Genomic DNA, 22,079 nt, shown 5'->3' with positions numbered 1-22,079 from the left:
AGGCATATCTCGGTAATTTGTGGAACAGGCATCTTGCCTGTTTTCCGCCTATTACAATAATAACCACCGTAAGGGCGCAAGATTGCGCCCTGCTTTATTTTAAAGACCAAAAATTGTAGAAATTGCGGGGATGATTTTCTCACAAGTTTCGGCTAATTTGGCGGCGGTGGGCAATCCAGTAATAATTCCTTAATGCTTTTTTGAACAGTTACGCACCCGAAGACGAAGAATTATATGACGATTGTGTTAAAATATTCAAGCCCTTGATGAAGTTGACGAACAAACAAAACAAGCTGTTGAAGATTGGCACTATTGGTTGGAACGCGAGTGAGACTTCTCATGGACTCGATCGCACGACTTGCAAAAACTCCTGAATCGCTTGAGGTTGCCCTTGAGGGCGAATGTATTGGGCGAACAACTGCCAATTCAAATCCGGGAAAAACTGACTGGTGAGGCTTTCTCGATAAACCTCTCCTCGCAGATCGTAGAGTGTCAAGCGATCGCTTTGCCAAATTAAAACCTCTGGAATTCCCAATCCCTTGTAAATCACCAATTTATCAACCCCTCCACTCGTTAAATTAATCTCGAGGGCAAAATCGGGAAATTCTTTAAACTCACCGATACAATAACACTCATCCGGCTCTAATCCTCGTCCGAGAGCCTCCCGTCGAAACGTCGTCGATCCGTACCCATGCAAAAGAATTCCAACCTCCTCCGCATACCGTTCCAAAAGTCTCGCGATCGCCTTTTTAAGCAATTCATGTTCTGGAGAAGGCATAAAAAGCTCTAAAGTTCCTGCCAAATAAATGAGTCGCAAGCCTTGATAGTCGCCTAGTGTCGCCAAAAAGCTCTCATATTGTTGCCAGTTTATGTTAGGCAAAACACATCGTTGTTCTTCAATGCCAGAGGAGAAGTCAAGTAAAGCCGCCATCTTCATTCAGCAAACATCAAGAGATTCTACTCCAATGATAAAGAAAGCAATTTGCGATCGCAATCTCCCCTCAAAGCGCGATCGCTTTTCCGATAAAATTTGCACTTAAAGTAATAAAGCGATCGCCTCTCCTGTGACACGACTACACAACACCAAAATCAGTATATTGACGAACATTGGGAGGATGAAAGCCCAGAATAATATCCTCTGGAGGAATGCCTAATTCCACTAACTCCTCAGCAATAGAAATATTCGTTCCATCGTGTTGAATCCAAATTTTCTCATCGATATTGAATGATTTTGGTGCTTATAGCTCTTGTTGGTGAAGCGCGATCGCAAACTTGTCAATTTTTATCAGATTTTATCAACTTTTCTATATTTCCCTTTTGGGCAATTTGCAGCATTCTAGAGATAAGCCAGCAAACAAACTGCTTGGCACAGAATTTTAAAGTTTGGGAGCTAAAGCCTGAGAGCAGAGATTATCTGTTTTCTGGCTTTTTTTTGCGATCGCCATGTTGCGAAAATTCGTCGTGTGATAAAAAAGAATCATCCTCCCCAATTTCAGCAAAAAATATGAACGCGATCGCTATTTTTCTCGCCATCGTTGCGGGTGTCGTCGTTATGAAATTCCTCTTTCAACCCATTTTTGGCGATCGCGACGAGTTTTGGCGTTGCGTGCGGTTTTTTTTCACCCCGAATATTATTTCTCTATTTCGCGGACAATATGGCGAAGATGCCTGGGCAGAACTGAAATTATTATGCTGGTTAATCCCCGGAGGATTAACGGGTTTCGTTACCTATTCGGCGCTTATGTCTGTATTCGGATAGATAGCTTTTCGATAACAAAATATAAACGATCGCAATCTGCGATCGCAAAAACGCGCCACAATAAAGAACGGTCAAACGTTAGGAGAAAAAGCGGTGCAACCCCAACAACTCGAAGCCTTTTGGATGCCCTTCACCAACAATCGCGCCTTTAAAGCCAATCCTCGCATCCTTGTTTCGGCCAAAGATATGTACTATACCAGTGCCGACGGTCGCCAAATCCTCGACGGGACCGCCGGACTCTGGTGCGTTAACGCGGGACATTGTCGACCAAAAATTGTAGAAGCAGTACAAAAACAGGTTGCAGAATTGGACTATGCACCGCCTTTTCGTATGGGACATCCCCAAGCCTTTGCACTGGCAGAACGGTTAATTTCCTTGTTTCCAGAAGGATTCGATCGCGTCTTTTTTGGGAACTCCGGCTCTGAAGCCGTAGAATCAGCCTTGAAAATTGCGATCGCTTATCATCGCGTGCGGGGAGAAGCCTCCAGAACTCGCTTGATCGGTCGAGAACGAGGCTATCATGGCGTTGGTTTCGGTGGCATTTCCGTCGGTGGAATGGCCAACAATCGCAAATTTTTCGGCAGCCTTCTTCCCGGTACAGATCACCTCTCCCACACCCACAACCTCGAAAAAAACGCCTTTAGCCAAGGACAACCCCAATGGGGGGCGCATTTAGCCGACGAATTGGAACGCTTGGTCAAACTCCACGATCCTTCCACCATCGCTGCCGTTATCGTCGAACCCGTTGCTGGCTCTACTGGTGTTCTCGTGCCTCCCATTGGCTATTTAGAACGTTTGCGAGAAATCTGCACGAAATACGGCATCCTTCTCATTTTTGACGAAGTGATTACCGCCTTTGGACGCTTGGGAGCGACTTGCGCGACGGAGTATTTTAATGTTGTTCCCGATCTGATTACCGTGGCCAAAGGGATTACAAATGCCACGGTACCCATGGGGGCAGTTTTAACTCGCAAAGGTATTTATGATGCCTTCAGCACCGCCGCACCGGAGCGAGGAATCGAACTGCCTCACGGGTATACTTATTCCGGACATCCCCTCGCTTGTGCCGCTGCCTTAGCGACCTTGGATATTTACCAAGAAGAAGGACTTTTCGATCGCGCCCGAGACCTTGCCCTCTATTGGCAAGAATGCGCTCACCAGTTAAAAGGATTGCCTCACATTATCGATATTCGCAATATTGGTTTAGTTGCTGCCATAGAGTTTGCCTCTATTCCCGATCGCGTCGGCGATCGGGGTACTTTCTGTCTGCAACGCTGTTTTGAAAAAGGCTTAATGATCCGGGCGACAGGGGACATTATTGCCCTCTCGCCGCCCTTAATCATTAGCAAAGACCAGATCGATCGCCTCTTCACCATTTTTGCCGAAACAATCTCAGAATTACCGTAACCCTAACGGGTAAACAATAACTGGTGACTGGTAACTGGTAACTGGTGACTGGTGACTGGTGACTGGTGACTGGTAAGGTATTCATGCAAAGGAATACCTTCGATTTGTGCCATCACTTTAGAGAATTTTTCATGCAAGGACAAATCGAAGTAATACCGACACCAAAACTCAGCAATATCTAAGAGAAAAGGAATCGAATCGGAAATTAATCCCGTCCCGCAAGCAGGAGAATAGCGCTCGACATATTCTCGTGCCAACTTATATCCCCAGATCTCGCGATCGCTTTCCGTACAACAGCGTAAAGCATATTCGAGTTTCATTAAATATCCACTTTGGACGAAATGTATCGTCGTCCAGTGAGTTTTACGCCGATCTAATTTTCGATACTCAGCGATTTTGGCTAAGTATTGTTGCAAAACTTCCCAAGGCTCTTCGTTTGCGATCGCCCCCACGATCTCAATTGAAAAGGCTTGATGTTCTTGCCATTCCTCCAATGCGGAGTTTTCCGGCACGTTGGAATCTTGCATTTGTTGTAGCATGCGCTGAGAAATATGCAGCGCAAAAGCTCGAGCGGCGTTTCGATCTTGACAAAGGCTCTTAACACTAGTCAAGCGAGTAATGGGTAACGCCAAAACTCCATCGCTATTGCGAAGTTGCTTGATGGCATTCAGCCATTTTTTGATTTTGGTCGCAAAGCTAGCACACACCTTATTCGATTTAACAATGGTCATCACTGAATTTTAGATTACAAAATCAACCTAGCAATCTAGATTGGTGGTTGTTATTTTCTCACTAGCCTCAAGATCTGCATTGAATGCTCTCACCCCTTACCCCTTAAGCTGGCTCGCCAGATATAGCAATCTCGGCAAGCGAATAATATTTCTGAATTCGCAATTAGTATATCGCAATTGCGCCCTTGCTTAACATACCAATAAAAATACTTACTAAATCTTTGGATTCAGTAGAGTAGATATTGCCTATATTAATAATATTTGTATCTTGTTCTCGTGAGAAACATGAACTATCTCTAATCTATCACGCTCATTTGGATCGGGTCGCTTTCCAGTGCGATCGCATCGGAATGTCTCTATAACAGAGTCTCGCCTTTCTCTCCTCCTTCTTTTCTGGACAACCCAAAAAAAACATTACAGAAAATTAGGAAGTCGAATAAATCTTCTTCAATAAAGATAGAATAGATGGTCTTACCCCAGCCAAAAATTGCGATCGCTGCACCCCCCCTACCCCAACAGCCAGCGATCGCCCATACACGAACCTTAAAACTCGACAGTCAATGTTAAATCCCAACTTGGATGAAATCCAACTGACGAAAGAAGAATACGAGCGTTATTCGCGCCATATTATTTTGCCGGAAGTCGGGCTGGATGGACAAAAACGCCTTAAATCCGCTAGCGTTCTTTGTATCGGCACCGGCGGCCTCGGTTCGCCTCTGTTGCTCTATCTCGCGGCGGCGGGGATCGGGCGCATCGGTATTGTTGATTTTGATATCGTCGATAGTTCTAACTTACAACGCCAAATCATTCACGGTATCTCATGGGTTGGCAAACCGAAAATTGCATCGGCAAAAAACCGCATCCATGAAATCAATCCGGATTGTCAGGTGGACTTGTATGAAACTCGCTTGAGTGCGGAAAATGCCCTTGATATTATCAAGCCTTATGATATTGTCGTGGACGGAACGGATAATTTCCCCACGCGTTACCTGACGAACGATGCTTGCGTTCTTCTCGACAAGCCCAACGTTTACGGCTCGATTTTCCGCTTTGAAGGGCAAGCAACGGTCTTTAACTACGAAGGCGGCCCCAACTACCGCGACCTCTACCCCGAACCCCCACCCCCCGGGATGGTTCCTTCTTGTGCAGAAGGCGGCGTACTCGGGGTTTTACCCGGCATTGTCGGGACGATTCAAGCCACGGAGACGATTAAAATCATTTTGGGAGAAAATACGACCTTAAGCGGGCGTTTACTCTTGTTTAATGCCCTCGAAATGAAGTTCCGAGAATTGAAATTACGTCCCAACCCCGTGCGTCCGGTTATCGAAAAACTCATCGACTACGAACAATTCTGTGGTATTCCTCAAGCGAAGGCAGCAGAAGAACAAGAACGGCAAGCCATGTCAGAAATGAATGTACGAGAGTTAAAACAACTGCTCGATAGCGATGCCGATGATTTTCTTTTAATTGACGTTCGCAACCCCAATGAATACGAGATCGCGAAAATTCCGGGGGCGGTTTTGATTCCCTTGCCCGAGATCGAACAAGGTCCGGGGATCGAACAAGTGAAAGAGAAACTGAACGGCCATCGTCTCATTGCTCATTGCAAGATGGGAGGGCGATCGGCGAAAGCCTTAAACATCCTCAAAGACTCTGGAATTGAGGGAACGAATGTTAAGGGCGGAATTCGTGCTTGGAGTCAAGAAATCGATCCTTCTGTCCCAGAATACTAAAAATTGCCAAGAGGGAATGGGGAATTGCTCATTCCCCATTCCTCGCTTTACACTGAGCGAAGCCGAAGTGTTCCCTATTTTCGATTTCCCCATGAAAAAGTTCTCGTATCGTGCCATTGCTCTCGGTCTAAGCACTCTCTTACCTCTTAGCACTCTAGCGATCGCAACTCCTAGCGAAGCCTTTGATATTTTCAGTCGCCGCTACCGTCACGGTCAATTTACAGAAGAATTTGAAGAATGCGCGACAGAATTATTAGCGGTCGGAGTCAGAGAAGATCAAACCGCGATCGCCTGTTCGGAAGCTCTCGAACCCACCCATCTCTCGGAATGCGTCAGCAGTATCGACACAGAAACAGCGATCAATGAGCTTTATGCCCTCTTTGCCTGTTTTCGCGTCAGACGACCCCTCGAACTGGCAGAATGCGTGGTGACCATTCACGATAACGTTCTGGAAACCCGGGCGGAATTAGCCGGAAATATTACCATTGCCGCCACAGACCTCGAACCCCTCGCCCTCTCAACCTTAGACCATTGCCGCCGCAGTTTACTCCCCAAGCGCTTATCCGCTTGCGTGGTCGGGTTGAGTCGGGAAATTGCCCTCACTCCTGCTCGTGCCTTAAATACTTGTATTGAAGCCGAGGATTTTCCGAGGGAATTGTACGTCCCGTCAACGAATGCAACCTTAGAACCGGAATTTGTACCGGAGGAGAATTCAGAAGAAAATTTTAACTTTACCCCTTTAAAGCCTTTTGAATAAAATTTTTCCCCAAAACTTTTAATGACTTTTACCTCTTTCCCAATTTCTGGGAAAGAGGTATTGAGAATCGATCGTTAATAATGGATAGTGAATCACCGAGCGTTGATATATCGAGGAGCAAATGCAGCCAACCGACCCAGATAAATTCACCGAACAAGCATGGGATGCGATCGTAAAATCCCAAGATGTTGCCCGTCGTTATGGCAATCAACAATTGGAAGTCGAACACGTTATTCTGGCTTTGCTCGATCGCGAGGAAGGGTTGGCGCAAAGCATTCTCGACAAAGCAGCGATCGAAATTCCCAGATTTCGCCAACAACTAGAAACTTTTACCAAACGTCAGAAACGATATCCCTACACGACACAACTCTATCTCGGCCAAACTTTGGACGTGATGCTCGATCGCGCTGAAATTATTCGCAGCAGTTGGAACGATAAGCATATATCTGTCGAACATATTCTCCTCGGATTTGCGGAAGATGTCCGCATCGGACGCAAGTTATTCCGCAGTTTTAATCTCGATCCCCAAGATATCGAAGTGACCATTAAAGCGCTACGAAAATCGCAAAAAGTGGAAAAACCGGACTCAGAAGAGGAAGAAGAGGAGGAATCTTTAAGTCAGTATGGCATCGATCTCACAGAATATGCACGAGGGGGAAAATTAGACCCAGTTATCGGACGAGATGAAGAGATTCGCAGCTTGATTCAGATTCTCTCCCGTCGTTCTAAAAATAATCCCGTCTTAATTGGGGAACCGGGGGTAGGGAAAACCGCGATCGCAGAAGGACTCGCCCAGCGCATCGTCAGTGGAGATGTCCCAGAATCTTTACAAAATCGTCAGCTTTTTTCTCTCGATATGGGCAGTTTAATTGCCGGAACCAAATATCGAGGGGAATTTGAGAAGCGACTGCGATCGATTCTCGACAAAATCACTGACTCTGACGGACAAACGATTCTCTTTATCGATGAGTTGCATACGGTGGTGGGGGCGAGTTCCCAGCGCGGTACGATGGATGCGGGCAACTTACTCAAGCCCATGTTAGCGCGGGGAGAACTTCGCTGCATTGGAGCAACTTCTCTTGACGAGTATCGCAACCATATCGAAAAAGACCCTGCCCTCGAGCGGCGCTTTCAACAAGTATACGTGGGTCAACCCGGGATAGAGGAGACGATTTCAATTTTGCGAGGTTTAAAAGAACGCTACGAAGTCCACCACGGGGTTAAAATTACTGATTCTGCTCTAATTGCGGCGGCGAAATTGTCCGATCGCTACATTAGCGATCGCTTTCTGCCCGATAAGGCGATCGATCTCATGGATGAAGCGGCGGCGCGTTTAAAGATGGAAATTACCTCCAAACCGCTTGAATTAGAAGCGATCGAGCGGCGCTTGCTGCAATTGCAAACCGAAAAACTCTCCCTTGAAGGAGAAAAAAAAGCAGAAAGTGAGAATTTTGTCTCTGCTCCCCTCGAGCGCATCTTACAAGAAATTGCCGAACTAGCCGAGAAAAAAGAGAAACTCGATTCCCAATGGCAAGAGGAAAAGCAAATCTTAGAGGAAATTAACACCCTCAAAGAGCGAGAAGAGAAGTTAAAGCTCCAAATCAATCGCGCGAAGCGAGATGAAGAGCAACAACAAGTTTCTGAGTTGCAATACGAACGTCAGCAGTTGCAAAGCGATCGCGAGGAAAAAGAGGCAGGATTCCTTGCTCGACAGTCTGAAGGAACATCACTTTTGCGAGAGGAAGTCACAGAAGGAGATATCGCGGAAGTCGTGGCGCAATGGACGGGGATTCCTGTCAATCGCCTTTTGGCATCAGAACGACAGAAATTACTGCAATTGGAAGCCCATTTACACGAGCGAGTAATCGGTCAGGATGAAGCCGTCGCCGTGGTTTCTGCTTCCATTCGCCGCGCTCGGGCGGGGTTGAAAGATCCACATCGTCCCATTGGCTCATTTATGTTCCTCGGTCCGACAGGGGTCGGGAAAACGGAACTGGCGCGGGCATTAGCACAATTCCTCTTTGATAGCGAAGAGGCGATGGTTCGCCTCGATATGTCGGAATATATGGAGAAACATGCCGTTTCTCGCTTGGTGGGGGCACCTCCGGGGTATATCGGCTATGAGGAAGGAGGACAGCTAACGGAAGCCGTGCGCCGCCGTCCCTATTCTGTGGTCTTATTGGATGAGGTGGAAAAGGCGCATCGGGATATTTTTAATATTTTGCTGCAAGTCTTGGATGATGGGCGCGTGACGGACTCTCAAGGGCGTTTGGTGGACTTTCGCAATACTATTATCGTGATGACGAGTAATATCGGCAGCCATTACTTGCTCGAAGAGTTGAAAGGAAAGGGAAAAAACCAGAAAACGCAAAGCATTGAGGAACGTTTACAACAAAATATTCGTGACAGATTGGCGATCGCATTACCCGAACAGCAAACCGATTGGATTGAGGAGTTATGGCATAACTTTATTCAGGAGCGATCGCCAGATTTGTCCCTGTCGGATTTTCGGGTCTTGATTCGGGAAACGTTCCAAGAAACGGAAATTGATTGGTTAAAACAGGCGGTTTCTCGGGCGGAAAACGTTGAGGAATCTTCCGAAAAAGATGTGAAAGCGGCAATTTCCGCCGGCATTCGCGAAGCTTTGGCTGGAATGCAAGAACCGCAAGAAATGATTTCGACAAAAACGTTAGTTTTGGAAGCATTAAGCAATCATTTTCGCCCAGAGTTTCTCAACCGCGTCGATGAAAGGATTGTTTTTACACCGCTAAAACGGGCAGAATTGCGGCAAATTGTCGATATTCAATTGCAACGCTTGCAAAAATTAATGGCAGAACAAGAGATTACTTTAGAATTAACCGATGCAGCGCGGGATTATTTGGTAGAAGTCGGTTACGATCCGATCTATGGGGCGAGACCGTTAAAACGTGCCATTCAACGAGAGTTAGAAAACCCAATGGCGACGAAGATTTTAGAAAATGCGTTTGGGGAAGGAGATACTGCGATCGTAGATTGCAAAAATGGGGTTTTGAGCTTCGATCGCGAGTAAATGTTTCAACATAGAGAAAATAACATGATTACCGAGATTCAAGTTCAAAACTTTAAAAGCTATCAATTAGGAGTATTGCCTTTTGCATCTTTGACTGTTTTGATTGGAGCAAATGCGTCAGGGAAAAGCAATATTATCGAAGCGCTCAGATTGCTCGCAAGAATTGCAACAGGTGAACGATTGAGTTTGTTGGGTAAGACTCATCAAAAGCATGAAAGTCCATTCAGAGGAGAGATCGATAATCTGGGATATCGGGGAGCAAAATCATTTCAAATTTCTTGCAATATTAAAACTCAAAATTTTGAAGGCTGGAATCACTTTGAAATCGATCTAGAGCTTGGTGATGATGGAGATCTCCATGTTATCAAAGAAAAAATCACGGATCCAAAATCAACTGTTCCTCTATACCAAATTAGCAGCGAACCTCAAGGTGTAGGCAGTGATGTTGAAGTAGAATATAATAACTTTGCACGAGGCGGGAAAAAACCAAAAATTGTTTGTAGCAGCCATATGGCAATTTTTACACAATTGTTGAGTGAAATTCGGTTTCGTCAAGAAAACTCAGAGAGTCGAGAAAAAATTCCTCGAATTACCGAGAATTATGTGGAATGGTTGAGTAGCATTATTTTTCTAGAACCAGAGCCTAATGCAATGCGTTTTTATAGTCACAAAAGCGATAAACTCCTCGATCGACACGGAGAAAATCTCTCTGGCGTTCTTTACAATCTTTGCCAAAGTTCAGATATCAAGTCAAAAATCTTAGAATTTGTTAGAAGTCTCCCCGAACAAGATATCGAAAATATTGATTTTCTAGAAACTGCTCGTGAGGAAGTAATATTAAGGCTAACAGAAACCTTTGGTGGTATTTCAACTATTTATGATGCAACCAATCTCTCAGATGGAACCTTACGAGTTTTATCAATTGCAGCAATCTTATTTTCTGCACCAGAACACAGTATTGTTGTGATTGAAGAAATCGACAATGGGGTTCATCCAAATCGAGCAGAAAATTTACTCAAGCATATTTCTAGTATTGCCAAATCTCGCCATTTGCGAGTTTTAATTAGCAGCCACAATCCAGCATTACTTGATGCTTTACCTAACGAAGCTATACCCGAAACTGTCTTTTGCTATCGTAGTCCTGATAATGGTTCGAGCCAACTTATACGACTGCGAGACATTCCAGATTATCCCGAACTCATCGCCCAAGGTACTATCGGTCATCTGATGACACAAGGTTTATTAGAACGGTTTGTAAAATACCATCCCGATAGCGAGAAAAAAAAGCAGAAAGCAAGAGAATGGTTGGCTTCAATTAGTAAAGAAATGGAAACTGTTATATGAAAGCAATTGCGATTGTTGATACTTCTATTTTCTGCGAGATACTGAATATTCCTCATATGAATAGCTCTAGAGAGCAAGTAATCAAAAAATTTGGAAAGTTAATAGAACAAGGTACATTATTTCTTTTACCTATGGCTAGTGTTTATGAAACAGGTAATCACATTGCTCAATTGAGTGATGGAGGAAATCGTCGCCGTTATGCTGAAGTTTTTACCGAACAAGTTCACAAAGCAATTAATGGAGATTCTCCTTGGACAATTATGCAAATGCCAACGCTTCAAGAAGTTATAATCTGGTTGAATGAATTTCCAGACTCAGCAATGCGAGGGATAGGGATGGGAGATATCTCAATTATTAAAGAATGGGAAAAAACAATTGAGCAAAATCCTAATCGCCGCGTGTTTATCTGGTCTTTAGACGACGATTTGATGGGTTACGATCGTCAGCCATAATATAATTGAGCGAACGCAAATTTCATTCTCTACCAATTTTTAGCAAGAAATAACACAACAAGTACAATCTGATGGATACTCTTTGATGCAAACATCTCCTTATCAATGAATATTATACTAATCACGATTCTCTTAAGGATTGAAATCCCGCAAACTGTTAGTTTTACGACGGCTATACTAATTGGTTTCGCCTTGTTCTTGGGACTGCTGTCCCTCGCCAGTCTCATCTATTTTCAGATTCCCAAAGCCATTGAATATCTCACGCAAAAACTAGCTTCTCCTGAATTCAAAGAAGTTTTTGAGCAAGTTTTTCAGCCCTATCAAAAGAGACTCAGTTGGTTAATTCTCTTTATAGCGATCGATCTGATTATTCTCGCGATCGCATTCCCAAATTGGCTAAAAATACTAGAATTTCCTTTCGGCTTATTTATTGCCATTAATATTAGTATTCTCGGCTTTAAATTTTTAAACCATTTCTTTGAAGGCTATCTTCTCGAAGTCGTTTTAGAAGATACAACAAATATTAATAGCGAACTCCTCGCTCTTGCTCAGTTTGTCGCTAAATCCGTTTTAGTTCTTATTATTATCTTTTTCTTTGCTCAAACTCATCACATTAACTTAATCGGTTTAATTGCCAGTTTAGGGGTTGCTGGAGCCGCGATCGCTTTTGCCTCCCAAAAGATTCTCGAACAAATTCTCTGGAGTGTTGTTTTGTACCTCGATCGCCCGTTTAATGTTGGCGACTATATTCATCTCTCTGACGGAATTATCGGTCAAGTTGAAACAACGGGATGGCGTTCTACGAAAGTTCGATTATCGGGAAAAAATACTTTAGTTATCGTCCCAAATAGTTCTTTAGCACAAACTAATATTGAAAATTTAACAAAAGCTAGAAGAGTTGTTTTAATTGTCGATCTTATCTTTTTCCGAACCATGTCCGACGAAGAAAAAGCGCTGATTCGACAACTTATTTTAGAGAGTACGAGAGAAATTCTAGGGATTGATTCGCAGCTAACTCAAATTATGTTCCAAGACGAAATAGATGCTTCCGAACAGAAGCGCGTTCGTACTCAAGCTATTTTCTTTGTTTTGGGATCTGCGGAAAATTCAATGGAGTTGCGAAAGAATCTCTTGGTTATTGCTCGTGCCAATATTATTGAACAACTGCGAAACTATGGCATTGACTTCAAATTTGAGGAGAAAATTGTTGATATTACTCAACCCATGCGAATATAGTTTCACGTTACCATAAAATCGATAACTGATGCCAGAAGATTTGCAGTTGAGTCAACTCGATCCAGAGATTCTTAGAGAAGTTCTCGAATTTGCTTTAAGATTGGGCTTATTTCTCGGTAGTGCGGCGATCGCACCCATGTTAGGGCGATCGCTTCCTCGGCTGTTACGAAGACTCTTATTATTTAATCAAGGTTATACTGACATTAATACGAGAGAAGTCTACCATCGCTACTTAAAACCCGTTCAAAATGCGATCGCGGTCATGGGGACTTTAATTTTTATTGCCCTCAATTTGAATTGGCTGATTATTTATGACGAACTTTATACTTTTATTGGCTTTTTTATCTATTCAGCACTATCGATCGGGATCGTTTGGTTTGCTTCCCAAGCAACTCGACAAGTTATCCGGCAATCTGTTATTAGTTTGGTACGGCGTTGGTTTGGAGAAGTGAACGAGGTCGTTCTGATTTTTGAAACGCTGATTTATATTGTTATTGTTCTAATTGCGATCGTGATTTTTGCCCGAGGATTGAGACTCGATCTGTTTACCCTTGGAGCCAGTTTGGGTATTGGTGGAGTCGCTGTTGCTTTTTCTTCTCAGCAAGCCCTCGGACGGCTTTTTGGCACCTTAGAGCTTTATCTCGATCGCCCTTATGTCCCGGGAGAATACATTCGCGTTACCTTTAATCCTTATGCTGAAGATATCTACGGTCGTATCGAATCTATTGGTTTGCGATCGACTAAAATTCGCATTGTTGCTCGCAATACGGTCATGATCGTTCCTAATTCAATGATGGCAAGTTTAAATATTGAAAATATTAGTCGAGGCAAAAAAATTATGGCGATTCTCTGTTTGGATTTTATTAAGAGTTTAAAAGAAAGCGAGCGCGCTCTCGTTCGGCAAATTATTGAAGAAGCAAGTTTGGTCTTTCGCGATCTCGATCGTGCTAGCACTCAAGTACAGTTTAGTTCCTCAGAAAATTCTTTGGGAACTCGCGCTCGAGCGATCTTTTTTCTGACAGGATCGAGTAAAAATTCGGTTGAGTTACGCAAAGGACTGTTAGAGTTAGCCAATGATGCGATCGCAAAAAAATTAGCAGCTTACAATATTACTTTTACAACGCCAGAACCTATTGTTTATATTGATTCTCCCATGTCCATTTAATCAATCAGCAATAAAAAATTATCAATTATCAAGTCAATTATGAATGAACAAAATTCTCCCGATCTGAGTTCAGATACCGAAACTGACATTCCCGATCGCAGCAACGAAGCTCCTACTAAAAATCTGCAAGAACAACATGTTAATCTTAAATTAGAGGTCGAAAAAATTTATCGCCAAGTCGAGCGACTGCGAAGTTGGCTGCAAACTTTAGTGAGCGGTTTATTGGTCTCTATTCTGATTGCAATCGGAGTTGCAAGTTGGTTTTCATATCGACTTTTACTCGAAGAAAAAAGAGCAAATCAAGAAACACAACAAACTCTAGAAATACAAACAGAAATGTTAGAACGCCTCGAAATTCTAGAAGAAAAAATTGTTAGCCAAGAGCGTCAAATTAGACAAAATCGAGAACAAATTTCTCAAGACTTAAATTCTCTGATTGAGGAAAATCGCCAGCAGTTACAACAATTACGCGAACAACTCGAAAAAGTAAAAGCTGACAAACAAACTAAAGCGGAATAATTAAATCGTTAAGACAATACCCATCCCTCTAAATTTAAGCTAATATTTAGATAAAATCCGACCGTGCGATCGCCTTTTACTCAAAGTCTTTATTATTAAACTGAGGGAGGAAAATGTTTAAACCCATTGCGACCATTACAATTGCCCTTTTAAGCCAACTTCTTATGGCCAACTCTCCAGCTTTTGCCAACCCCGATCGAGTCGCTCAAAATCAAGATGTTTTTCCGGGAGATTGGGCGTATGAAGCCCTACAAAACCTCTCAGAAAATTATGGTTGTCTGACGGGCTATCCCGATGATACGTTCCAAGGAGAGCGTGTTTTAACCCGCTATGAATTTGCAGTCGGTTTAGTCTCCTGTATTGAGTCGATCGAAAGCCGCATTCTCGAAGATAGAGACTTCTCGACCCGAGCAGAATGGCAAGAAATCCAGCAATTTTTGCAAGAAACTTCGACCAAACTGGATCTTCAAGAAACTTGCGTTGAAACTTTAGAGGAACGTTAAAATAACTATTCCTTGCTCGCTATTTACAATTCGTTAAAATAACTGGAGAATAATGAAACGCAGTATTTTCATTGCTTTTGCGATCGCAGCTGCCAATATTGTTAGCTTCTCTTCTCTGCTTACACAAAGCCAAGAATTACCGACAGCATTTCAAGGTCGCGCACCGCGTCTTGAGGAAGTGAGAAGCAGTTCGTCGCGCATTTACTCGAATCGAGCCAAATACTATTTCACCATTACCTTACCCGACACTGCCGAAACCCCTTTACAAAGCGTTATGATTCAACAACGGGGCGGTCAAGAACGTATTCGCTTTAAACTCGAAGAAACGATCGCCTTTATCGGCACATACAGCGATCGCGGACAACCGTTAAAGATTCAAAATGTCACCTACGATGAATCTAGGCTTGCTGTTACGGTCGAACTCGAAGCCGCAATCTCTCCCGGTACAACCCTGAGCATTCGGCTTAAACCGCGACGCAACCCCAGATGGGGTGGTGCTTATGGATTTGGGGTCGCGGTATTTCCCCCGGGAGACAATGCACGAGAACTGTATTTAGGGGCGAGAAGATTGACTTTCTACGAACGTTTGCGCCCGGGATATTGGTAACGGTTCAAAAAGGTGAAACGCTAGAAAAATAATGCTAAACTGAGACCGAGAATAAATGAATAATCGTGCATTCATCCTCAAAACCTTCTAATTTTCAGAAGCTATTTAGTTAAGGAGAATACTATGGAAGTTCTCGGTTACACTCACATGGCGGTGACCTATGAAGAAACCGTCGGATCTCTGGGAATTCGCTCGATCGCACTTCCCCGCAAATTAAATTTAAAACAAATGGGCAGCGCGATCGCGATCGCGGGTCTGCTTGTTTTTGGCGGCGTTACGGCGATGGTTGCTTCTACCCTATCTCGTTCTAATGTTACTCCCATTCATCAAGAGGTTCCGGGATTCTAAGAATTCCCCATAATATCCCACGCTAAATCCCAACTCTTTTCAAGGGTGGGATTTAATGCTGCATCCGTATTTTCTCGTCAAAACGTTCCCCTTCGTCTAGAAATCCAGACGAAGATAGGGATGAGTAATAACTTTTAAGGTTTTTAAAGTCGGATCGCTGCATCCTTCAAGATTAATCGTTGTTCCCAAAGTACGCAGTTCTTGTAAGCGATCGAGGACAGCAGCAGAAATGGCTTCCCCCGGCATTAATAGAGGGATACCGGGAGGATAAGGACAAATTAATTCTGCACTAATACGATCGCCAGCATCCTCGAAACGAACGGTTTCTGTGGGGGCAAAATAAGCCTCTCGGGGAGAGATGGAGGAGATGGGAGAAATGGGAGAAATAGGAGAAATAGGAGAAATAGGAGAAATAGGAGAAATAGGAGAAATAGGAGAAATAGGAGATTGGCGATGATTTTGTTCTAGGATTTGGTAGGCTTCTACGAGGCGATCGCAATCTTCTTTAGTATTAGCAAAAGTGAGGACGAAAGTTAAATATTGCAATTCGGGCAATTCTGCGGTTACACCCAAGCGATCGTACAAGATTTCATCAGCAGCAAAACCGCTTAAGCCTAATTGTGTTGCATCGATCGCCACTCGAGTGCGATCGAGGGTTGCTGTTGTGGGTTCAAAAACGACCAGATCGGGAATTGTAGCGAGGCGATCGCGCACCTCCTCGACTAAGTTTAAGATTCTCGCTAATAATTCTTCCCCTTGGGTTGCCATTTGATGTCGGGCGGCATCTAAGGAAGCTAATAAAATATGATTGGGGCTAGTCGATTGAACTAAGCGCAAAGCATTAGTAATGCGATCGCCAGACACGCGATCGCCTTGCAAATGTAACATCGAGGCTTGGGTCATTGCTCCGAGAGTTTTATGGGTAGATTGTACGGCAATATCTGCTCCCAAAGAGAGTGCCGATGGCGGTAAATTGGCATGAAAGGCAAAATGCGCCCCATGTGCTTCGTCCACTAACAGAGGCATATTGTATTGATGCGCGAGAGAAGCGATCGCGGCCAAATCTCCGCAAATTCCGTGGTAGGTGGGATAGACGACCAGCACGGCTTTCGCGTCGGGATGCTCTTTTAATACAACTTTGAGGGTCTCTGGAGTAATACTGGTGGCGAGATTGCGATCGTATTCGAGGGTCACAAAAATAGGAATAGCACCGGAAAGAACCAGCCCCGATATTGCTGATTTATGCACGTTGCGAGGCAAGATAATTTTATCCCCCGGTCTGCAAGTTGCTAAAATTGCTGCGACTATTCCAGAGGTGGAACCATTGGCCAGAAACCAAGTTTGCTTTGCTCCAAATGCCTCGGCTGCCAATGCTTGCGCTTCCTGCATTACCCCTTCAGGGGGAAATAAACTGCCAAATTCTGGCAACTCTGGTAAATCTGCACGAAAAACTTCTCGTCCTAACCAATCCCTCAAGCGATTGGGAATTCCCTGCCCTCTTTTGTGTCCCGGAACGTAAAATATTGCCAGAGGTTGGTGAGCAATGGCTTTTATGGCAGCGATTAGAGGTGTTTTGGTTTGGTCGAGAGGCATGTCATTTCAATGAACAATGAACAATTATCAGTTCCGATCGCTAAAGCAGGAGGCTTGAAATTCGGAATATTTGGGGTTTTCCCTTTGAAGAGAAAGATTTAAAACTTTACTTTTTTGATCGCGCAAAGTAAATTTTAATTAATTACGGGATAGGTGATTTATCGCAGCAGTAACTATCGAATTTTCAGTCAAGCGCCCATCTTTCATTTTAACGATGCGATCGGCAACATCTAGAATACAATTATCCCAAATTTATGGGCAAACCCGTAGAGTTTTTCTCTTAATTACGCCTGATTCTTCTAGCAGGATTTCCTACTACCGTAATGCCACTACAAATATCTTTAGTGACAACACTTCCAGCCCCTACAACAGCATTATCGCCAATTGTAACACTGGGTAGAATGATAGAACCGCCTCCTATCCAAACATTGTTGCCGATAACAACAGGATGAGCAAATTCATATCCCATTTCTCGTCGCCGAGGATCGAGAGAATGACCTGCAGTATAAACCTGCACGCCCGGGCCGAATTTCACATTATCGCCAATCCAGACTTCAGCACAATCAAGAATCGTGCAATTAAAATTTATATAAACATTATTTCCTATGTTCAAATTATACAGATAATCACAAAAAAATGGGGATTCAATGTATAAATTAGAGCCATAAGAACCAAAATATCTACTTAAACTCTCGATTTGTAGTGATACATTGAATTCTCTACACAACTCGTGTGCGTGCATCCTTTCTTTGACCAAACTAGGATCGGATGCAATGTACTCTACACCTGATAACATCTTATCTTTCTCTGTATCCATAAGAGTCACCAAAGGGAATAATTTGTAGTTGCGGTATAACTTCCTTGACAGGATAAGATTATTGCAATTCATGGATCGATGTCAACTACTTTCTCCTCTCCATCCGAATCTCTTTTTCTTAATCGCGTTCGGCACATCATTCAACTTAAATAAATGAGCCTTGTACTGAAAAAAGCTGTATTTTCGATGAAGCCATCCCCAAATTAATGCCAATTTCCCGATCGCAGGACAATCACGCCGCAGAACCAACGATAGAATTTTCGGTTAAATGTCCATCCTCCATTTTGACAATGCGATCGGCAATATCTAAAATACGATTGTCGTGGGTGACTAAGAGAATCGTACAACCCTGTTCTCGTGCTAGCTTTTGCATTAAAGTCACCACATCGCGACCGGATTTACTGTCGAGGGCGGCGGTAGGTTCGTCTGCTAATACTATTGCAGGATGGGCAACTAGGGCACGTGCGATCGCAACCCGTTGTTTCTGCCCTCCAGAAAGATTATGGGGATATTGTTCAATATATTCTCCTAAACCCACTTCTTCTAAGATGCTTGTTGCTTTTTGGCACATTTGCGATCGCGTCAATATTCCGTGAACTTCCAACCCCATTTGCACGTTTTGCAGGGCGGTTAAACTTTGATGTAAATTATGTGCTTGGAAAATATAACCATTATTGCGCCGCGCTTGCACTAATTTTTCTGGACTTGCCCCGCACAGTTCTTGCCCTAGCATTTTCAAGCTCCCAGTTTGGGCGGAACGCAAGCCGCTCACGAGGGTTAAAAGTGTAGTTTTTCCCGAGCCAGAAGGACCCATCATAATCACAATTTCTCCAGAATTAATTTCTAAATTAATCCCAAAAAGAACTTGTTTTTGAAGTTGTCCTTGACCGAAATAGTAATCGAGATTTTCAACGGCAATGACAGGTATTTTATTCATAATGAAAGAGAAGAAAATAACCAAAAACAATTAAAAAATATCCGCAGGATCGGCAGCTTGCAATCTTCGAGTAGCGATCGCGCCAGAAATACTGCACATCACAAGGGTTAAAACAAATACTCCAATGGCTCGAGTTAGGGTCATAAACATGGGTAAAGCGGTTGCTTTTTTCGCTAAGGCATATAAGCCAATCGAAATCCCCAACCCCGGAAAAAAGCCAAAAGCTGCTAAGATTAGTGCTTCCTCAAATACCACCCCGAGCAAATAAGAATTGCGATAGCCCATTGCTTTAAAGGTGGCATATTCTGCCATGTGTGCATTAACATCGGTCGAAAGAATTTGATAGACAATAACAACGCCAACGATAAACCCGATCGCGACACCAAAGCCAAAAACAATCCCGACGGGACGATTGGTCGCCCAATAGGTTTTCTCTTTATTAATAAACTCTTCAAGGGTTAAGGTTTGCACGTCATCGGGTAAATGAGCATCAAGCATGGCTCTCACCTGCACTGGATTGTTATTGGGTTTAAGCTTTAATAAGCCTAAACTCACGGTTCCCGCTTGTCGTTTTGGCATCAAGCGCAAAAAGTTTTGATCGCTGGTAATAATAACGGCATCGGCTGCAAAAGAAGCCCCCATTTCAAAGAGTCCGCCAATCATAACGGTACGGCGTTCAATCTCGGTGGTGACGGTTTTCCCCAGTTCTGTTTTCGCGATCGCTTCTTCGTATTCTCCTCGGGCGGCGCGATCGAATAATACGGTATCGGGGAGTTTAATCTCATTTAATTTTTGGGTAATTTCCGGCAGGGCAAAAGCTGGACGATCGGGATTCATGCCGATAACCATCACGTTTGTTTTTTGCTGGGTTTGTGGGTTTTTCCATTGCACGGAATTCACATAAAGTGCTTCGGCGGATTCAATTCCCGGAATGTCAAGTGCTTGATATAAGCGCCGTCGAGGAAAAGTGGATAGTTCCGACCAATTCAGCGCCTGGGTATTCATAATGACAATATCGGTTTGCAAGTTTTTATGGAGTAGTGTATTGCTACTCAAAAGGGCATTCAAAAAGCCGAATTGCATGAAAATTAAGATATCTGCAAAGGCAATTCCCGACATTGCTGTGAGCAGACGAGTAATATCGTGTTTGAGTTGCAACCACCCCAAAGGAGTCCGATTGATTAATGCGGCGAGTCGTTTTTTCATAATTCAATGGCCACCGTGACTTGTAAATTGGTCAGTCCGAGAACTTTTTCGCTGGAAGTTTCCTCGAGTTTGACCCTAACTTCGATGACTCTGGCATCAGTATTGGCAGCAGGATCGGCATTAATTACATCTTGGCGCAGGACTTGCAGTCCAATTTGTTCGACGGTTCCGCGTAATTCTTCGGGGACAGCATTACTGGTCACGATCGCCGGTTGACCGGTTTTAATTTTGCTAATATCGCTTTCGTAAATTTCCGCGATCGCATACATCTCTCGGGTTTGTCCGATGGCAGCAATGCCTTCGCTGGCAATAATTTCTCCGGGTCGCGTATAAATTTCGATAACTTGTCCGGCTTGAGGAGAGCGCACAAAAGCGCGATCTAAGTCGGCTCGGGCGCGTCCGACGGCGGCAAGAGTGGCTTTGAGTTCTGCGGTGGCGACTTCTACATCCACTGGGCGCACTTCGGCAATGCGATCGAGGGTCGCGCGGGCTTCTCGCAATTGTTCTTGTTGGGAGGAGCCAACGCGATCGCGCTCTGCTTTGGCTTCCTGTAACTGCCATTGCAGGCGATCGAAGGTTAAACGCTTGCTATCTCGATTTGATGCGGAAATAGCCCCTTCCTCGTACAGGCTCTGATAGCGATCGTATTCGACTTTGGCATTATTTAACTCGGCTTGCAGGCGGGCGATCGCGGCTTCTCGGGCGGCGAGTTGAGTGCGGCGATCGGCTTGAATGCGGGAAATCGTAGCGCGTTGTGCCTCGATCGCTCCTCGTTGCGCTCCAGCTTGGATGCGGTTGAGATTAGCGCGGGCAACTTTCACTTGTTCTTCGGCTTCCTTTAAAAGCGCTTGCAAGCGATCGCGACTGTCTAAAATTGCGATCGTTTCTCCTTTTTTCACCCAACTCCCTTCCTCAATTAATAATCTCTCAATGCGATTGCTATCTGCGGAGGACGGAGAAGACAGGCGAATCACTTCCCCCCGAGGCTCTAATCGTCCCAGTCCCGTCACGGTTTCAATTTCTGGCAGAGCAATAGCAGGAGCTTCCGTCGCGGGCTGAAATACAGTCATTCGAGAGGTAATAAAAGCCCCTCCACCCGCACTCAAAAGCGCCGTCAAAATCACAATACTGAAAGATTTTAGCGATCGAGGGCGATCTACTGTTCCATTGTGAACCATTGTTCTTTCTCCTGTCGAACACCTCGCGACATTCAATGCTAAAATAAAACTAAACAGTTTCGTTTTATCTGTTTTAAGATTAAACTACTCAGTCTCATAAAGTCAAGCGATGCACTCAAAATCTTCTAACTCCTCTGGTCGCCAAAAATCCAACGAGAAAGCCGCAGCCATCCTAGAAGGCGCAATGATAGAGTTTTTGACCCACGGCTATGCTGCGACGAATATGGACGGCGTAGCGGCGGCGGCGGGGGTTTCTAAAGCCACGGTTTATCGTTATTTTCAGGATAAAGAGAGTTTATTTGTTGCCCTAGTGAAGCGATTGGCAGAAGAAAAGTATCGCACGGTTTTTAATCCGTTTAATGATAAAATATTAAAAGAAGAACCAAAAATTTTTTTACATCACCTCGCGACCAAAGTGTTAGAAACTGCCGGGCAAGATCCGCAAATGCAAGCCTTTTTGCGAACAATTATCGCCGAGTCTGGAAGATTTCCCGAATTATCCCATCCTTATATTGAAAATTTAGCCAAACCCGTATTAGAAACCTTGAGTAAATATTTTGCTTCTCGTACTGAATTTGCGGGAAAAGATGCAGAAGTGTTGGCTCGATCTTTTATCGGTTCAATCATTTATTTTGTTTTACTTCAAGAAATTTTACAAGGTAAAAAGACTTTACCGATGGAACGCGATCGCTTTGTTGCCGGTTTAGTTGATTTATTTCTCTAAAAGAAAATTGAAAA

Annotated in this window: 22 protein-coding genes and 2 pseudogenes; 15 read left to right on the top strand and 9 right to left on the bottom strand. The window is 43.9% G+C overall.

Features of this window, described 5'->3' with window-relative positions:
• Positions 1 to 253 precede the first annotated feature (253 nt).
• Positions 254 to 331 (top strand): calcium-binding protein, encoded by a 78-nt coding sequence (locus AC6RV6_RS10155; protein WP_500240803.1) that lies wholly within the window; start codon positions 254 to 256, stop codon positions 329 to 331.
• Positions 332 to 337: 6 nt separating this feature from the next.
• Here the strand turns inward: AC6RV6_RS10155 and AC6RV6_RS10150 are convergent, their stop codons facing one another.
• Positions 338 to 931, bottom strand: a complete 594-nt coding sequence (locus AC6RV6_RS10150; RefSeq protein ID WP_500240728.1) for a Uma2 family endonuclease — start codon at positions 929 to 931, stop codon at positions 338 to 340.
• A 142-nt stretch (positions 932 to 1,073) separates the two neighbouring features.
• A pseudogene (locus AC6RV6_RS10145) lies at positions 1,074 to 1,217 on the bottom strand (element excision factor XisI family protein); the annotation flags it as partial.
• Between the two features lie 287 nt (positions 1,218 to 1,504).
• Between AC6RV6_RS10145 and AC6RV6_RS10140 the strand changes: the two are divergent.
• Together AC6RV6_RS10140 and aptA are read left to right on the top strand one after the other, a co-directional pair.
• A complete protein-coding gene (locus AC6RV6_RS10140) occupies positions 1,505 to 1,759 on the top strand; it encodes a hypothetical protein (protein ID WP_500240727.1) in 255 nt (84 codons plus the stop codon).
• Between the two features lie 93 nt (positions 1,760 to 1,852).
• Positions 1,853 to 3,166 (top strand): omega-aminotransferase AptA, encoded by a 1,314-nt coding sequence (gene aptA, locus AC6RV6_RS10135; RefSeq protein WP_500240726.1) that lies wholly within the window; start codon positions 1,853 to 1,855, stop codon positions 3,164 to 3,166.
• A gap of 2 nt (positions 3,167 to 3,168) precedes the next feature.
• Here aptA and AC6RV6_RS10130 read toward each other — a convergent pair whose 3' ends face one another.
• Positions 3,169 to 3,897 (bottom strand): hypothetical protein, encoded by a 729-nt coding sequence (locus tag AC6RV6_RS10130; RefSeq protein ID WP_500240725.1) that lies wholly within the window; start codon positions 3,895 to 3,897, stop codon positions 3,169 to 3,171.
• Between the two features lie 560 nt (positions 3,898 to 4,457).
• Here AC6RV6_RS10130 and moeB point away from each other — a divergent pair.
• The 11 genes from moeB to AC6RV6_RS10075 all read left to right on the top strand — a co-directional run bounded on the left by moeB (position 4,458) and on the right by AC6RV6_RS10075 (position 15,610).
• Positions 4,458 to 5,630: a molybdopterin-synthase adenylyltransferase MoeB gene (gene moeB / locus AC6RV6_RS10125; RefSeq protein ID WP_500240724.1), complete on the top strand. Its 1,173-nt coding sequence runs from the start codon at positions 4,458 to 4,460 to the stop codon at positions 5,628 to 5,630.
• 16 nt (positions 5,631 to 5,646) lie between these two features.
• A complete protein-coding gene (locus AC6RV6_RS10120; protein ID WP_500240723.1) occupies positions 5,647 to 6,387 on the top strand; it encodes a hypothetical protein in 741 nt (246 codons plus the stop codon).
• A gap of 121 nt (positions 6,388 to 6,508) precedes the next feature.
• Entirely contained in the window at positions 6,509 to 9,436 is a 2,928-nt protein-coding gene (locus tag AC6RV6_RS10115; protein ID WP_500240722.1) for an ATP-dependent Clp protease ATP-binding subunit, read from the top strand.
• A 24-nt stretch (positions 9,437 to 9,460) separates the two neighbouring features.
• Positions 9,461 to 10,780: an AAA family ATPase gene (locus tag AC6RV6_RS10110; RefSeq protein ID WP_500240721.1), complete on the top strand. Its 1,320-nt coding sequence runs from the start codon at positions 9,461 to 9,463 to the stop codon at positions 10,778 to 10,780.
• A complete protein-coding gene (locus AC6RV6_RS10105; RefSeq protein WP_500240720.1) occupies positions 10,777 to 11,232 on the top strand; it encodes a glutathione S-transferase family protein in 456 nt (151 codons plus the stop codon). Before AC6RV6_RS10110 ends, AC6RV6_RS10105 begins: the two co-directional genes overlap by 4 nt.
• Before the next feature lie 105 nt (positions 11,233 to 11,337).
• Entirely contained in the window at positions 11,338 to 12,468 is a 1,131-nt protein-coding gene (locus AC6RV6_RS10100) for a mechanosensitive ion channel family protein (RefSeq protein ID WP_500240719.1), read from the top strand.
• Positions 12,469 to 12,496: 28 nt separating this feature from the next.
• Complete coding sequence (locus tag AC6RV6_RS10095; RefSeq protein ID WP_500240718.1) at positions 12,497 to 13,633, top strand: mechanosensitive ion channel family protein; 1,137 nt, start codon at positions 12,497 to 12,499, stop codon at positions 13,631 to 13,633.
• Positions 13,634 to 13,672: 39 nt separating this feature from the next.
• Positions 13,673 to 14,152, top strand: a complete 480-nt coding sequence (locus tag AC6RV6_RS10090) for a hypothetical protein (protein ID WP_500240717.1) — start codon at positions 13,673 to 13,675, stop codon at positions 14,150 to 14,152.
• A gap of 113 nt (positions 14,153 to 14,265) precedes the next feature.
• Positions 14,266 to 14,655: an S-layer homology domain-containing protein gene (locus AC6RV6_RS10085; protein ID WP_500240716.1), complete on the top strand. Its 390-nt coding sequence runs from the start codon at positions 14,266 to 14,268 to the stop codon at positions 14,653 to 14,655.
• Between the two features lie 52 nt (positions 14,656 to 14,707).
• Positions 14,708 to 15,262, top strand: a complete 555-nt coding sequence (locus AC6RV6_RS10080; RefSeq protein ID WP_500240715.1) for a DUF2808 domain-containing protein — start codon at positions 14,708 to 14,710, stop codon at positions 15,260 to 15,262.
• Between the two features lie 123 nt (positions 15,263 to 15,385).
• On the top strand, positions 15,386 to 15,610 hold the full coding sequence (locus AC6RV6_RS10075; RefSeq protein WP_500240714.1) for a hypothetical protein: 225 nt from the start codon (positions 15,386 to 15,388) through the stop codon (positions 15,608 to 15,610).
• A gap of 96 nt (positions 15,611 to 15,706) precedes the next feature.
• Here the strand turns inward: AC6RV6_RS10075 and AC6RV6_RS10070 are convergent, their stop codons facing one another.
• From AC6RV6_RS10070 to AC6RV6_RS10045, 6 genes and pseudogenes are all read right to left on the bottom strand, one after another.
• Positions 15,707 to 17,203, bottom strand: coding sequence for an aminotransferase class I/II-fold pyridoxal phosphate-dependent enzyme (locus tag AC6RV6_RS10070; RefSeq protein WP_500240713.1), 1,497 nt, complete (start codon positions 17,201 to 17,203; stop codon positions 15,707 to 15,709).
• A gap of 280 nt (positions 17,204 to 17,483) precedes the next feature.
• Positions 17,484 to 17,738, bottom strand: a complete 255-nt coding sequence (locus AC6RV6_RS10065) for a DapH/DapD/GlmU-related protein (protein ID WP_500240802.1) — start codon at positions 17,736 to 17,738, stop codon at positions 17,484 to 17,486.
• 180 nt (positions 17,739 to 17,918) lie between these two features.
• Positions 17,919 to 17,999 (bottom strand): annotated as a pseudogene (locus tag AC6RV6_RS10060) (maltose acetyltransferase domain-containing protein); the annotation flags it as partial.
• 253 nt (positions 18,000 to 18,252) lie between these two features.
• Positions 18,253 to 18,957, bottom strand: coding sequence for a DevA family ABC transporter ATP-binding protein (locus tag AC6RV6_RS10055; protein WP_500240712.1), 705 nt, complete (start codon positions 18,955 to 18,957; stop codon positions 18,253 to 18,255).
• A gap of 30 nt (positions 18,958 to 18,987) precedes the next feature.
• Positions 18,988 to 20,163, bottom strand: coding sequence for an ABC transporter permease DevC (gene devC, locus AC6RV6_RS10050; protein ID WP_500240711.1), 1,176 nt, complete (start codon positions 20,161 to 20,163; stop codon positions 18,988 to 18,990).
• The gene (locus AC6RV6_RS10045) at positions 20,160 to 21,341 is read right to left on the bottom strand and encodes an ABC exporter membrane fusion protein (RefSeq protein WP_500240710.1); all 1,182 of its coding nucleotides are present in this window, start codon (positions 21,339 to 21,341) and stop codon (positions 20,160 to 20,162) included. Before AC6RV6_RS10045 ends, devC begins: the two co-directional genes overlap by 4 nt.
• Before the next feature lie 109 nt (positions 21,342 to 21,450).
• On the opposite strand from AC6RV6_RS10045, the gene AC6RV6_RS10040 reads away from it, so the two are divergent.
• Complete coding sequence (locus AC6RV6_RS10040; protein WP_500240708.1) at positions 21,451 to 22,065, top strand: TetR/AcrR family transcriptional regulator; 615 nt, start codon at positions 21,451 to 21,453, stop codon at positions 22,063 to 22,065.
• Positions 22,066 to 22,079 lie beyond the last annotated feature (14 nt).

It is taken from the genome of Spirulina sp. LEGE 11439, from assembly GCF_059821285.1.
This window is presented reverse-complemented; position numbering and strand designations above follow the sequence as displayed.

What these genes read in the sequence shown, in the direction of transcription:
- AC6RV6_RS10080 (WP_500240715.1), top strand. Translation starts at nt 14,708, where the DNA reads ATGAAACGCAGTATTTTCATTGCTTTTGCGATCGCAGCTGCCAATATT.
- AC6RV6_RS10040 (WP_500240708.1), top strand. Translation starts at nt 21,451, where the DNA reads ATGCACTCAAAATCTTCTAACTCCTCTGGTCGCCAAAAATCCAACGAG.
- AC6RV6_RS10075 (WP_500240714.1), top strand. Translation starts at nt 15,386, where the DNA reads ATGGAAGTTCTCGGTTACACTCACATGGCGGTGACCTATGAAGAAACC.
- AC6RV6_RS10070 (WP_500240713.1), bottom strand. Translation starts at nt 17,203, where the DNA reads ATGCCTCTCGACCAAACCAAAACACCTCTAATCGCTGCCATAAAAGCC.
- AC6RV6_RS10100 (WP_500240719.1), top strand. Translation starts at nt 11,338, where the DNA reads ATGAATATTATACTAATCACGATTCTCTTAAGGATTGAAATCCCGCAA.
- moeB (WP_500240724.1), top strand. Translation starts at nt 4,458, where the DNA reads ATGTTAAATCCCAACTTGGATGAAATCCAACTGACGAAAGAAGAATAC.
- AC6RV6_RS10095 (WP_500240718.1), top strand. Translation starts at nt 12,497, where the DNA reads ATGCCAGAAGATTTGCAGTTGAGTCAACTCGATCCAGAGATTCTTAGA.
- AC6RV6_RS10085 (WP_500240716.1), top strand. Translation starts at nt 14,266, where the DNA reads ATGTTTAAACCCATTGCGACCATTACAATTGCCCTTTTAAGCCAACTT.
- AC6RV6_RS10115 (WP_500240722.1), top strand. Translation starts at nt 6,509, where the DNA reads ATGCAGCCAACCGACCCAGATAAATTCACCGAACAAGCATGGGATGCG.
- AC6RV6_RS10130 (WP_500240725.1), bottom strand. Translation starts at nt 3,897, where the DNA reads ATGACCATTGTTAAATCGAATAAGGTGTGTGCTAGCTTTGCGACCAAA.
- AC6RV6_RS10140 (WP_500240727.1), top strand. Translation starts at nt 1,505, where the DNA reads ATGAACGCGATCGCTATTTTTCTCGCCATCGTTGCGGGTGTCGTCGTT.
- AC6RV6_RS10105 (WP_500240720.1), top strand. Translation starts at nt 10,777, where the DNA reads ATGAAAGCAATTGCGATTGTTGATACTTCTATTTTCTGCGAGATACTG.
- AC6RV6_RS10150 (WP_500240728.1), bottom strand. Translation starts at nt 931, where the DNA reads ATGGCGGCTTTACTTGACTTCTCCTCTGGCATTGAAGAACAACGATGT.
- AC6RV6_RS10090 (WP_500240717.1), top strand. Translation starts at nt 13,673, where the DNA reads ATGAATGAACAAAATTCTCCCGATCTGAGTTCAGATACCGAAACTGAC.
- devC (WP_500240711.1), bottom strand. Translation starts at nt 20,163, where the DNA reads ATGAAAAAACGACTCGCCGCATTAATCAATCGGACTCCTTTGGGGTGG.
- AC6RV6_RS10120 (WP_500240723.1), top strand. Translation starts at nt 5,647, where the DNA reads ATGGGGAATTGCTCATTCCCCATTCCTCGCTTTACACTGAGCGAAGCC.
- AC6RV6_RS10055 (WP_500240712.1), bottom strand. Translation starts at nt 18,957, where the DNA reads ATGAATAAAATACCTGTCATTGCCGTTGAAAATCTCGATTACTATTTC.
- AC6RV6_RS10110 (WP_500240721.1), top strand. Translation starts at nt 9,461, where the DNA reads ATGATTACCGAGATTCAAGTTCAAAACTTTAAAAGCTATCAATTAGGA.
- AC6RV6_RS10045 (WP_500240710.1), bottom strand. Translation starts at nt 21,341, where the DNA reads ATGGTTCACAATGGAACAGTAGATCGCCCTCGATCGCTAAAATCTTTC.